General features: G+C 48.2%; 11 protein-coding genes. 6 read left to right on the top strand and 5 right to left on the bottom strand.

Features of this window, described 5'->3' with window-relative positions; genetic code table 11:
• Positions 1-58: 58 nt before the first annotated feature.
• From A7975_RS06565 to A7975_RS06550, 4 genes are all read right to left on the bottom strand, one after another.
• Positions 59-1,309, bottom strand: a complete 1,251-nt coding sequence (locus A7975_RS06565; RefSeq protein ID WP_065384545.1) for a glutamate-5-semialdehyde dehydrogenase — start codon at positions 1,307-1,309, stop codon at positions 59-61.
• A 17-nt stretch (positions 1,310-1,326) separates the two neighbouring features.
• Positions 1,327-2,433, bottom strand: a complete 1,107-nt coding sequence (proB, locus tag A7975_RS06560) for a glutamate 5-kinase (RefSeq protein ID WP_065384544.1) — start codon at positions 2,431-2,433, stop codon at positions 1,327-1,329.
• A gap of 338 nt (positions 2,434-2,771) precedes the next feature.
• Entirely contained in the window at positions 2,772-3,962 is a 1,191-nt protein-coding gene (locus tag A7975_RS06555) for a pyridoxal phosphate-dependent aminotransferase (RefSeq protein WP_065384543.1), read from the bottom strand.
• Between the two features lie 87 nt (positions 3,963-4,049).
• Positions 4,050-4,511 carry a hypothetical protein gene (locus A7975_RS06550; RefSeq protein ID WP_065384542.1) on the bottom strand — a complete coding sequence of 154 codons (462 nt, stop codon included), beginning with the start codon at positions 4,509-4,511 and terminating at the stop codon, positions 4,050-4,052.
• Positions 4,512-4,633: 122 nt separating this feature from the next.
• Here A7975_RS06550 and A7975_RS06545 point away from each other — a divergent pair, with 122 nt between their 5' ends.
• Complete coding sequence (locus A7975_RS06545) at positions 4,634-5,434, top strand: carbon-nitrogen family hydrolase (protein ID WP_065384541.1); 801 nt, start codon at positions 4,634-4,636, stop codon at positions 5,432-5,434.
• Here the strand turns inward: A7975_RS06545 and A7975_RS06540 are convergent, their stop codons facing one another.
• Entirely contained in the window at positions 5,435-6,328 is an 894-nt protein-coding gene (locus A7975_RS06540; RefSeq protein WP_053376342.1) for a LysR family transcriptional regulator, read from the bottom strand. It lies immediately after the preceding gene.
• A gap of 162 nt (positions 6,329-6,490) precedes the next feature.
• On the opposite strand from A7975_RS06540, the gene leuC reads away from it, so the two are divergent.
• The 5 genes from leuC (at position 6,491) to A7975_RS06515 (ending at position 13,302) form a co-directional block, all read left to right on the top strand.
• A complete protein-coding gene (leuC, locus tag A7975_RS06535; protein ID WP_053376341.1) occupies positions 6,491-7,906 on the top strand; it encodes a 3-isopropylmalate dehydratase large subunit in 1,416 nt (471 codons plus the stop codon).
• Positions 7,907-7,934: 28 nt separating this feature from the next.
• The gene (gene leuD / locus A7975_RS06530; RefSeq protein ID WP_053376340.1) at positions 7,935-8,534 is read left to right on the top strand and encodes a 3-isopropylmalate dehydratase small subunit; all 600 of its coding nucleotides are present in this window, start codon (positions 7,935-7,937) and stop codon (positions 8,532-8,534) included.
• A gap of 157 nt (positions 8,535-8,691) precedes the next feature.
• The gene (locus tag A7975_RS06525) at positions 8,692-10,119 is read left to right on the top strand and encodes an N-acetylmuramoyl-L-alanine amidase (RefSeq protein WP_053376339.1); all 1,428 of its coding nucleotides are present in this window, start codon (positions 8,692-8,694) and stop codon (positions 10,117-10,119) included.
• 19 nt (positions 10,120-10,138) lie between these two features.
• Entirely contained in the window at positions 10,139-10,693 is a 555-nt protein-coding gene (locus tag A7975_RS06520; RefSeq protein WP_053376338.1) for a GerMN domain-containing protein, read from the top strand.
• A 128-nt stretch (positions 10,694-10,821) separates the two neighbouring features.
• Complete coding sequence (locus A7975_RS06515) at positions 10,822-13,302, top strand: S-layer homology domain-containing protein (protein ID WP_065384540.1); 2,481 nt, start codon at positions 10,822-10,824, stop codon at positions 13,300-13,302.
• Positions 13,303-13,344: the final 42 nt, after the last annotated feature.

Genomic DNA, 13,344 nt, shown 5'->3' with positions numbered 1-13,344 from the left:
TGTTTACCTCCGTAATATCATAATAAATTTGATTTAGCTTGCCTTTGAATCAGCTGCATTAGCCGCGTACTTGACCGGTACCGTAAATCCGGTATTTGGTCGAAGTTAGAGCCGGCAGGCCCATTGGTCCGCGTGCATGGAGCTTTTGCGTGCTTATGCCGATTTCTGCGCCAAAACCGAACTCGAAGCCGTCGGTGAAGCGGGTGGAGGCATTATGATAAACGGCTGCCGCATCAATTTCTTGGATAAACCGCTCAGCATGGTGAGCATTTTCCGTTACGATGCATTCCGAATGTTTCGTTCCAAAACGGCGAATATGCGCAAGCGCGGCGTCAAGATTCGGAACGATACGTATATTCATAATATAGTCATTATATTCTGTGCCATAATCCTCATCCGTAGCATGCTTAGTGCCAGGAATAAGCGAAACGGTTCTCTCGCAGCCGCGAAGCTCTACGCCGGCTTGAACAAAGCGATCGGAAAGCTTTGCGAGGTGCTGCTCGGCAAACGATTCCTCTATAAGCAAGGTTTCCATTGAATTGCAGACGGAAGGACGCTGCACCTTTGCATTAAATGCAATGTCTACGGCCATGTCGTAATCGGCGGTAGCATCCACAAAAGTATGGCAGATGCCAGCACCGGTTTCGATGACGGGCACGGTAGCGTTTTCGACTACGTTGCGGATTAGTGATGCTCCGCCCCTTGGAATAACAACGTCAAGCAGGCCGTTAAGCTTCAGCATCTCGTTCACCGAGGCACGGTCCGAGTCTTCTATAAGCTGAATGGCATCTGCAGGCATTGCCGTTGCGGCAAGCGCATTTTTTAGAACCTCTACGATTTTGCGGTTTGATTCGATTGCTGCAGAGCCGCCGCGAAGGACGACACTATTGCCGGTTTTCAAGCAAAGACCTGCCGCATCTACAGTAACGTTAGGACGCGCTTCGTAGATCATGCCAATGACGCCGAGCGGAACTCTAACTTTCTCTACCTTTAATCCGTTTGGACGGTCAAAATGCTCAAGAAGCTCACCGACAGGATCCGGTAGATCCACGATTTGTCTAAGTCCCTCGGCAATCGCTGCTACACGGTCGCTATTTAGAGCAAGGCGGTCGAGCAGGGAAGGGCTAGTGCCTTGCTCGCGACCGCGCTGCAAATCAAGCTCATTTGCGGAAATAATGGCAGCTTGCTCGGCGAGCAGGGCGTCTGCCATATGTATAAGTGCTGTGTTTTTTTGCTCTGTTGTCAATCGGTTCATAATGGCTGATGCATCTTGCGCCAATGTTGCTTTCTGTCTTACTTCGCTGGCCATAATAGGAAGCCTCCTTATTATTTCAATGTAATCCACTCGTCGCGATGAATAAATTCGATGCGGGAAACGTCAACTCTGCGTTTTACTTCCTCAGTGGTCATGCCGGCAACCGCTTGGATTTGCCATGCGGCGTAATTGACGACGCCTCGACCGAGCGTGTCGCCTTGGCTGTTCGTCACTTCAACGACGTCGCCGGGGAGGAACTCGCCTTGCACTTCTGTTACGCCTGCTGGCAAAAGGCTCTTGCCCCCTTCGAGCAGGGCGTTAACAGCACCTTCGTCGATCGTAACTTTGCCTTGCGGCATCGAATGAAAGCCGAGCCATTGTTTCTTCATAGGCAGGCTGTTCAGCTTCGTATCGAAATAAGTGCCGCGGCCGTTGCCTTCTACCGCAAGCGCCAAATCGCCTTCTTGCTGTACCTTTCCAATAAAAGCAAGGACACCGCCCCGCATGGCAATGCGTGCCGCTTCGATCTTGGAGCGCATGCCGCCTGTGCCGACAGAGGAGCCTGCGCCGCCTGCAACCTTCATAATATCCTCGGAGATTTGATCTACGCGCTCAATTTTGACTGCCTGCGGATTTTTACGCGGATCCTCGGTATACAAGCCATCCATATCGGTGATGATGACAAGCTGAGCAGCCTTCGTCATGGCCGCTACAAGCGCAGATAAGCTGTCGTTATCTCCGAATTTGGGAACCAGCTCGTCGGTCGCTACCGTATCATTTTCGTTGATGATCGGGATAATGCCAAGCCGGAGCAGCTCTTCAATCGTCATCAGAGCATTTTGAATGCGGCGGCGATTGGAGAAGTCCGCACGTGTCAGCAAAATTTGCGCGGCTACGATGCCGTATCCGCTGAATGCTTCCTGATAAGCCTGCATGAGCAGCGCTTGGCCAACTGCGGCCGCAGCTTGCTTCTCGTGTACGATCTTAGGTTTAGTCGCGTAGCCGATTTGGCGAAAGCCGGCTGCAACCGCGCCGGAGGTTACGAGCATCACGCTGCTGCCTCTTTGGTGAAGCACAGCAAGTTCCGATGCAAAATACTGAATGCGTTCGCGATTTAAGCCGCCTTCTTCGGACGTAAGCGAACTGCTGCCAATTTTTACGACAATACGTTCTGTCATCATTAATCCCATCCTATGCTTGTTTCGTGACAACAAAAAAGACTTTCGTCCATAAAGGACGAAAGTCTTAGCTTCCGCGGTACCACCTTTGTTGATGATCTCTACAGGTAGGATCATCCAGCTTAAGCCTATAACAGAAGGCGCTGTCCGGTTCATCACCGGCCGCTCGGAGGTAGGTTCAGCAAGCGGCCTTCGGTAAATTCTTGCAGCCCATGGAATTTACTCTCTGATCGCGACCTTTCTTGCTTAATTGTCCCGTCATCACGTTTCATGTTCAATTCCTACAAGCATATCACGATCCAATGCCGCTGTAAAGAAAGGCAAATGGCGGGATTGCTCTAAAATAAATTCAGCTTTCCGATACGCTCAACCGCTTCTTCCAAGCGCGCTTCATCAGTCAGCAAGCCAAGACGGACAAAGCCTTCGCCATGCGTACCGAATCCAACGCCCGGTGCAACCACAACGTCAGCCTCTTGCAGAAGCAGGTCGGCAAACGATTCGGAAGTATAACCTTCGGCAACAGGGAGCCAGCAGAAAAAAGATCCGCCGGGACGAGCCGCTTTCCAGCCAATACGCTCTAGCGCCGTGAATAAAGCGTCGCGGCGGCGTTCATACATCGCTCTCAGCTCGGATACACATTGCTGTGGACCGGTCAGAGCGAGTGCAGCAGCTTCTTGAATGCCGCCAAACAAGCTGCAATAGTAATGATCCTGGATTAAATTAATGAGTTTGACGATTTGCGCATTGCCAATCGCAAATCCAACTCGCCAACCAGCCATGTTATAGGTTTTGGAGAGCGTATAGAACTCCACGCCTACTTCCTTGGCGCCAGGCGTTTGAAGGAAGCTTATCGGTTTATTGCCATCAAAGCCGATTGCGCCGTAAGCAAAATCGCTTGCGACTACAATGCCATGCTTCTCGGCGTACTCCACCGTTTTGGCATAAAATTCAGCATTCGCGACTGCACCTGTAGGATTGTTCGGATAGTTCATGAACATAAGCTTTGCTCGCGCTGCAAGCTCTGGGCTTATGGCATCGTAATCCGGCAAATAGCTGTTTTGCACCGTTAATGGCATAAAGGCCATCTCGGCTCCCGCAAGCGCAACGCCTGACCAGTAATCAGGATAACCTGGATCTGGGACGAGGCACACATCGCCGGGATTAAGCAGACACTGGCTAATTTCGACAAGGCCTGTTTTTCCGCCAAAAAGAATAGCGACTTCAGTCGTTGGATCAATATCTACGTTGTAATCTTCTTTATATCGCTTCGCAACGGCTTCCTTGAGAAAAGGGTAGCCGCTGAACGGCGGATACTTATGGTAAAGCGGATTAGCGGCAGCTTCCTGCAGCTTTGCAACAATATGGGGAGGGGTCGGCTGATCCGGATTGCCTTGTCCCAAATTGATGACATCGCGTCCCTTAGCCGCTTGGGCATTCGCCTTGGCGACAAGCTTGGCAAAAAATTGCGTCGGAAGTCCGTTCATCCGATCTGCAGGTTGAATAAGGTGTTGACCGATTTGTGTTTCCATTCCCTCACACTCCACATGAAAAATCGCTATCTATTTAGACAATAGCATAAATGTAGCACGAAAGTGGGGAGAAGAGAAGCATTTGGCTTAGATAGCGGGAACGCCGACCTTTTGAATAAACGGCTTGATGTCCGCCTTAAATAAGAACAAATACGGTCTGCGCTTCTCATCAAATACGAGCAGCAGCGGCGGTTTATCCTTGCAGTAAAATAAAAACAGATCATCTGAAGTAACTTTTACATCTCCCGTTTTGATCGTTACCGCTTTCTCAAGCGGCACTCTATACACGTAGCTGCACGTTTCGTCGCTTGTCATTTGGGGAGCAAGCCCCGTTATGGAACCGATCCATGAAGCAGCAAAGGATTGATAAGCTGCGTCGTTCGGGATCGTTTTGATAACTTTGCCGGCAGCAACATCAAATACTTGAACCGGTTTAAGGCCAACCTCAGAGCTTGGAGCGACATGGGCAGGATGGGCGGCAGCGATTTGTGCAAACAGGAAAAGCGAGCAGCATGCCAGAAGCATCGCGGCTATTCGTTTTGGAAGCATAACAGACATTCTCCTTCTCTATCGTAAAGTGGTAAAGAGCTCTTAGTTACGGTTCCCATCTTGACACAGAACCATGACAAGGTATCATTAGGGAAAAAAAGCAATATGGGGAGGAATGGCGGATGAGCGATCAATTGCGGCTTGCACTGCTGCAAATGCATATAGAAGCGGGATATCCGGAAGCAAACTTTGCGAAGCTGTCGAGCATGCTTGAGGAAGCGGTAAGCGGGGAAGTTAAGCCGGATGTAATAATGTTGCCTGAGATGTGGAATACGGGTTATGCGTTAACCGAAATTCAAACGATCGCTGACCATGAAGGGGAAAGGACAAAAACCTTTTTATCAGCATTTAGCAAAAAACATAATGTCCACATCATCGGAGGTTCGATTGCGGAGCTGAAGGACGATAAAGTGCTCAATACGATTTATGTTTTCGATCGTGAGGGGAACGTCGTAGCCGACTATTCCAAAATTCATCTTTTCCGGCTTATGGATGAAGAGAAGTATTTGGCTGCTGGGGATAAGCTTGGCAAGCTGGAAATCGAAGGCGCAGGGGCAGGGATGATGATTTGTTACGACATTCGTTTTCCAGAGCTCGCGCGGAAGCTGGCGCTTGGCGGTGCCAAGCTGCTGTTCGTACCTGCAGAATGGCCGCATCCGCGGCTTCATCACTGGCGGACGCTGCTCACCGCGCGAGCAATCGAAAATCAAATGTTCGTCATTGCCTGCAATCGAATGGGCAAAAGCGGAGAAGCCCATTTCTTCGGCCATTCCCTCGTGCTGGACCCATGGGGAGAGACGATTGCGGAAGCAGGAGAAGAGGAAACGATTCTTTATGCGGATATTGATTTGTCATTGGTTGATTCGGTCCGTTCGAAAATACCGGTATTTGAAGATCGCAGACCTACTATATATAACGCCTAATTATTGATAGCTGCTGATCGTCTTGTTTAATGTACGAATAAAGGCGTCAGCAGCCTTCGATAAATAGCGTCCTTTCCGACTAGCGACCACCAGCGTCCTAGTCGGTTTTGGGTTTAGGGGCAAATAAGTGGGAGCAAATTCAGTCCCTTTGATCCGCGTTAGCATTTGTGGGACAAAAGCGATTCCCATTCCGCCGGCAACCAGCGATTGAATGGTTTCGATGTTGCTGCTCTCGAATACGATCCGTGGCGAGAAACCCGATTGCTCGCAAATATCAACCGTAATTTGGCGGAAGCCTTGGCCGCGCTTCAGTCCGATAAAGGGCTCATCCTGCAGCTCCGAAATGCCGATTGGATTCTCGCGTCGGGCAAGCGGATGCGCAGGAGGCACCGCCAAACATATTTCTTCTTCCAAAAAAGGCTCATAAGATAGCGAGCTGTCGATAAGCGGCAGGGACAATAAACTTAAATCGGTGCCTCCGCTGGCAGTGAGCTGCTCCAGCTTAGCCGTCGTATCCTCGACCAAAACAACCTCGATTTGCGGATACTGCGCGCCGAAGACCGGCAGCACCATCGGCAGAATATGCGAGCCTGTAATGGGCAGCGTGCCTACGACTAGACGTCCCCGGCGCATTTGCGCCATATCGTCCATCTCTTGCTTAAGCTGTTCAACCGCATCTAAAATAGCTTGCGATTTGTCGACGAACACCTGGCCGGCCTGAGTCAGCTCGACGGAATTGGTTGTTCGGCGAAAGAGCAGCACGCCGATTTCTTGCTCTAGTTTGGAGAGCTGCTGACTTAGAGAAGGCTGCGCGATATGAAGCTTCTCCGCTGCGCGCGAAAAGTTTTTTTCTAGTGCGATTTGTATGACGTAGTTCAATTGTCTTAATTCCATATCCATTTCCTTTCTATGCGGACCGGGATCAATGAAACTTCCATTATAGTTATTACCTATAGCCGTTATAGATATTATATCTTGGATCAATGAAGAAAGAAATGCTATAGTAGGTTCAGTTAAGAAAAGCAGAAGATTTAATGAAACGATGGGGTGAATATAATGACGAAAAAGACAATGTTTGAGAAGATTTGGGATAATCACGTCATTCATCAAGAAGAAGGAAAGCCAAGCGTTATTTATATCGACTTGCAGCTCGTTCACGAAGTAACGTCGCCGCAAGCGTTTGAAGGCCTGCGCCTATCTGGACGCAAAGTACGCCGCCCGGACCTTACTTTCGCTACGATGGATCATAACGTACCAACGAAGGACCGCTTCAACATTACAGATCCGATCTCGAAGCAGCAGATCGACACGCTTACGCAAAACTGTAAAGATTTTGGCGTAACGTTGTTTGATCTTGACAGCATCGACCAAGGCGTCGTGCACGTTATGGGCCCTGAGCTCGGGCTTACACACCCGGGCAAAACGATCGTTTGCGGCGACAGCCATACTTCTACTCACGGTGCTTTCGGCGCTTTGGCGTTTGGTATCGGTACGAGCGAGGTTGAGCACGTAATGGCTACGCAATGCTTGCAGCAATCGAAAGCGAAAACGCTTGAGGTTCGCTTCAACGGCACTCGCAAGCCAGGCGTAACGGCGAAGGACTTGATTCTTGGCGTTATCGCGCAATACGGCACGGATTTTGCAACAGGCTACGTCATTGAGTTTACTGGCGAGGCTATCACTAGCTTGACGATGGAAGAGCGTATGACCGTTTGCAACATGTCCATCGAAGCGGGCGCTCGCGCAGGCCTGATCGCACCAGACGAAACTACTTTTGAATATCTTCGCGGCCGTCAATATGCGCCTGCAAACTATGACGAAGCGGTTGAAGCTTGGAAACAGCTAACAACTGACGAAGGCGCAGAGTACGACACAGTCGTTCACTTTGACGTTGATGCGTTGATCCCGCAAGTAACTTGGGGTACTAGCCCGGGTATGGGAACTAACATTACAGCTAAAGTTCCATTCCCTGCTGATCTTCCAACAGAGAATGAGCGCAAAGCTGCTGAAGCTGCTCTTGAGTACATGGATTTGAAACCAGGTACGCCTATGAACGAAATCGCAATCGATTATGTGTTTATCGGTTCATGCACGAACGGCCGTATTGAAGATTTGCGAGCAGCCGCTGAAATCGCTAGAGGCTACAAAGTAAGCGACCGCGTAACGGCAATCGTCGTTCCAGGCTCAGGCCGCGTAAAAATTCAAGCCGAGAAAGAGGGCTTGGACAAAATTTTCTCAGAAGCTGGTTTTGAATGGCGTGACGCTGGCTGCTCCATGTGCCTTGCGATGAACCCGGACGTATTGAAACCGGGCGAGCGCTGCGCATCGACTTCCAACCGTAACTTCGAAGGCCGCCAAGGCCGCGGCGGACGTACTCACCTTGTTTCGCCTGCTATGGCGGTTGCTGCAGCGATTAAAGGCCATTTCACAGACGTACGCGATTGGGAAATTAAATCCGAAGTGTTGAACTAATTGAACGCGAGAGAGGGGTACCACCGATATGGAACCGTTTAAACAACTTACAGGCATCGTCGCCCCGGTCGACCGGGTCAATGTCGACACTGATGCAATCATACCTAAACAATTCTTGAAGCGCATTGAGCGCAGCGGCTTTGGCCAATTCCTATTTTTTGAATGGCGCTTTCACGAGAACGGTGATGTGAACGCTGAGTTCGAACCGAACAAACCACGCTACGAGGGCGCTTCTGTCCTTGTATCCCGTGCAAACTTCGGCTGCGGATCATCCCGTGAGCACGCGCCTTGGGCCATTCTTGACTACGGCTACAAAGTAATTATCGCTCCGTCTTATGCGGACATTTTCTACAATAACTGTTTTAAAAACGGCATCCTGCCAATCAAGCTCAGCGAAGAGCAAGTGGAAGAGATCTTCCAGCGCACAGCGAAGCACGAAGGCTACAAGCTTAACGTTGATTTGGAAAACAAGCAGCTCTCCGATGAGCATGGCTTAACGATCGCATTTGACCTTGATGAGCACCGTCGTCAATTTTTGCTGCAAGGGCTTGATGATATCGGCTTGACTCTTCAGCATGAAGACAAAATTACAGCATACGAGCAAAAGCACGCCGCTCGTCTTGGCTAATTTATTGAAGCAAAGAGGACGATTCGACCGTTATGGGGGAATCGTCCTCTTTTTTCCTTTATACGCAACTTTTTCTGACAAGCTGCGTCTAATATTTAGTCTGTAAAAGTCGAATGCACTCATTCGATGCGGGCAATTTCAGTCATCGAGGTGGGAAATGAAGAAATTTGTATCCATGTTGTTGTTAATGTCGGTCTTTTTTGCGATGTTCGCCACTGTTGGACAAGCTGCATCGGCAGCAGAGGTCGTCCCAAAGCTTTTTTTGAATGGTCAGCTGTTAAAAACTGATGTCAATCCGCAAATCATCAACAATTCGACTGTTGTGCCAGTGCGGACGGTATCAGAGGGCTTAGGCTACCAAATCGATTGGGATAATGCGACCAAAACAGCGACGGTCAATCATGGCACTGATGTCATCAAGATTAAATTAAATGACAAAATGGCGATGGTAAATGACCAAGTGGTACAAATGGATACCACAGCAGCTATCATCAAAGGTACGACGTTAGTTCCACTTCGATTTATAGGCGAGCAGTTTGGCCTTAATTTTGAGTGGAAGGCCACCGAGAAGGAAGTACATATGTACGAGCAGTCGAAGGATCCTTCAGTTCCGACTGTGCCAGACCAAACAACGAAAGGCTGGATCACGCAGGTCTATTATGACGGCAACAGCAGCTTGACGGTCAATTATGAAGGCGCCGTCAAAGCGAACAAGCCGTTGCTGCTCGAAAATCCGAAACGTGTCGTATTTGATTTTCCGAATACCGCATATTCTACGGACTTGACCACCCAGCTTCTTAGCGGCCAAATCGAGGTTAATGTAACAGACAGCACTTATTTGCAAAAGATCCGTTATTCCTTGTTTTCAAAAACGCCAGAAACAGCACGTTTGGTTATTGAAATCGCGGATAATACGGGTTATGTGCTGACGGAGGACCTGGGCAAGATCCAGCTGAGCTTTATGGCGCTTGCAGATGTTCCTGCCGATCCAAACGCTCCAGTTGATCCGCCAATTATTATCGACCCTGTAAACCCGCCGGCATCGAATGACGTGTTTGACGTCGTAATCGATCCTGGGCACGGCGGCTCAGACCCTGGCGCAAAAAGCGTCCTGAACAAATGGGAAAAAGAATTTAATCTTAATGTTGGATTGAAAATGAAAACGCTGCTTGAAAAAGAAAAAAAAATAAGGGTTCATTTTACGAGAACGGGCGATACCTATCCATCCTTAGACGATCGCATTAAGTTTGCAGAGAACCTTAAGGCCGATTTGTTTTTGTCCATTCATGCCAATAGCGGAGGAAGTACAGCATCCGGTGCCGAAACCTACTATTACCGGGACAACAGCAAAGCGTTTGCAAATATCATGCATAAGCATTTGATTGCGGGAACAGGCATTAAAGACCGCGGAGTCAAAAAAGAAGCTTATAAAGTGATCAAGCAAACGACGATGCCAGCCGTATTAGTTGAAGCAGGCTTTCTATCAAACACCTCCGATGCAAAAATCCTTTTTGACGACGCAGCACAGAGCCGTATCGCTGCAGAGCTAGTAGCAGGGATTAAGGAATACTTGAAAGTAAAATAGAAAGCAGGTGTTCAGTGTAATGAAAACATTCAAAGCACGCGGGCTGCTTGCTGTCATCATTTTATCTGCTGCGATTGTAGGCTGTGGTGTACAGGAAAAGCCAGAAAACAACCCAGGTAGTACGATTGCTCCAACGGCGTCGCCTTCTCCAGAGCCTACACCGGTATTAAACGAGCGAGACACTACGATTTATTTAACCGATGACGAGCTAACTGAAACAGTCGAGCATACCGTTAAGTTAACGTATGAAACGGATGCTGATTTAGTAAAAGCCGCACTTGCCGAATTGCAGAAAGATGCTGGCGAGAACGTATTGGTTTTATGGAAACCAATTGAAATCAAATCCGTAGAACTAGCAGATGGACTTGTTACGCTCGATATTCATTTGCCGGATGAGGCACGCCTCGGCGCGCCTGGCGAACAGCTGGTGCTGGAAACTCTTCAAAAAACATTGTTCCAATTTGATTTTGTACAAGCCATTCAGCTGTTAGTTGATGGCGAGAAGATCGAAACGCTAATGGGACATCTTGAACTAGAGCATCCCATGAAGAGAGAAACTGCAAGCAATCAATAAGCTTTAAAGGCTCAAAAGCAGATTATTCTGCTGCTTATAGGTATTTCAGAAACGGCTCCGCCCTTGCAAAAGGATAGCGAAGTCGTTTCTGCATGAATCATCATAAACATTCAGGAGGAATATGATCTATGACATTGCAATTTGCAGGTAAAAAGATTTTGGTTGGAGCGCTGGCTTTCTCGCTGGTAGCTGGCAGCGGTGTAATTATTCCTTCACAGATTAGTGCTGCGGCTGCACTAACTACTCCTTTTAAAGATGTTAGCAGCGGCCACTGGGCTGAAAAACATATAGCAAAGCTTGCTTTGCAGGGCATTATTGAAGGAAATACAACGACAAGCGGCGCCTTTATGTTCCGTCCTAGTGAAAACGTCAGTCAGCAGGAAGCTGTGCTTATGGCACTGCGCTTTGCGGGACTTGATAAGAAAGCGGATCAAAATGCCATTATCGGGTTCCCGACATCATTTGCTGTAAGCAATTTCTTTAAGGCGTACGTAACTCTAGCATTCCAAGAAGGCCTACTCGATCAAAAAGAAGAGTTCGAGCTCGCTGCGAAGGACACCAAAGTAGCATGGGGCACAAAACCGGCTACTCGCGAATGGGTAACGAAGCTGCTCGTTCGAGCGATCGAACAGGAAGAAGAAGCGGCACGTTTGCAAAACACGGTATCAACGTTTTCGGATGCTTCGCAAATTAGCACGATCTACAATGGTTATGTAAATGCGGCCTTGAAGCTTGATTTGGTAAAAGGGGTTACTACCGTTAAATTTGATCCAAAAGCAAATGTAAACCGTGCGAGTCTTGCCACGATGTTCAGCCGTGCAGAAAAGCTGTATCCGGTAGCTTACGAGGGCCAAGTGAATGGAATCGCATCACGCATTACGGATTCTTCGCTTACGCTGTACAGCGACAAGAAGGAAACAAGCTATACGATCGATGCGGACACGCTATTCTACCATTATGATAAAGAAACGCCGATTACGAAGCAGCAATTGCTAGAGTACGGTGATGTAACGGTCATCGCCAAAGACGGCAAAGCGAAATATGTGGAAGTGAAGGGCGACAAGCAGTACACCAAAACGATTTCAGGCACGCTTGACCGCTTGATTGCGGCTGAGAAAAAAATATATGTTTGGATTGACAATAAGCCGGTAGAGATCTTCTATAATGACTCGGTTGCCGTAGTTGATACGGAAGGCAATCCGCTCTCATTAAGCGCTATTAAACGTGACAGCCAAATCAGCATTGTGCAGGATTCTTTCCGCGAAACGCCGCAGGCGCTTAAAATTGTCGCAGCACCGCAGCCTTCGACGACAACAGCAAGCGGTACGTTCTATGGTACGGATGGCGAGCTCATTACCATAATGACGGACTCTACGCTCGTATCTAAATTCATGGCTGATACGGTAATTGTTGAAATTGACGGGGTGGTTGGAGCTACAGTTGGCGACCTGATTAAGGAAGCCGATCAAGTTGAGCTTACATACAATGACAAGGACCAAGTAACAAAAATTAAAGTTGCGAAACGGAACGTGAAAATGATCGCTGGCGCGCAGGTTGCAAGCTTCGTCTATGACAAGAAGCTATTGACCGTGATGGACGCTTCGGGCGGGAATGCTCAGGCGCTGTATTTTACGGATAAAACAAAAATCGAATATAACGGCGGCGCGATTTCATTGGCTAATGCAAACAGCTATTTGACGCCTAACCGTAAAATCATTATTAGCTACACTGGCAATTCAATTATCTCCCTGCAATTCGTAACAAGATATATTGGTACTTTGGTTTCTTTGAACGCAAGCTCCAGCATGATGACGATTAAATTGGACGGCGGTGCTACAATTGCAGTACCTTATAGCACTCCATACGTGGAGCATTCAGCTATAAACGTACCTAGCCTAAGCGATTTGAGAACGGGAGATCTGCTTACACTGGAATTGAACAGCAGCCAAGACCGAGTGGCCGGCATTAAAGTGCATACGAGCACGCAATACGAAGTGGTTTCACTTGATACGATCAATAAGAAGATCCGTGTTAAAAATGCAGCAACAGCAGCATTTGATCTATCTGTACTCAGTACTGATCTGTTAAACGAAGCAGGAGCTAAGCTGGCGATTGATCAAATCGCTCCCGGCTCATTAATCACGGTCAACTACATCGGCAAACAAGCGATGTCAGCTAGAGTTGTTCCTGTTACTTTTGGAAAAGTACAATCGATTACGGCTACCAACGTAACCATTGTAGATCTTGCTGGAAAAACTTTGGCTTACAATAGCGATGCTGGCTTTAACATCATTAAAGGGTCAAATCAAGGCAATGCGACAAGCCTGCTTGCCGTTGGTGATTATGTAGAGGTTCAGAAGCCTGACGGCGTTAAAACGCAAATTACGGCAGCGATTGGCGAGAGCCGCATATTCACCAGCTACAATGCTCTTTCCGGACAAGTGTGGACTGAAATTACTTCCAATTCGGATAACCGGAATTATTTTAACGTTAACAGCAATACCAAATATTTGATAAACGGAAATGCAGCTGCGGTTACCGCATTTAAAGCTGGAGATGCGATTACCATTTATAGCTTTAGAAATAACGCGGTTGCCATCGTCAAGTAACGAAATCCTTAAAAATGTGGCGATAATAGCGCTAGATATTTA

The organism is Bacillus sp. FJAT-26390 (assembly GCF_001682865.1).
Lineage (GTDB): Bacteria > Bacillota > Bacilli > Paenibacillales > Paenibacillaceae > Pristimantibacillus.
This window is presented reverse-complemented; position numbering and strand designations above follow the sequence as displayed.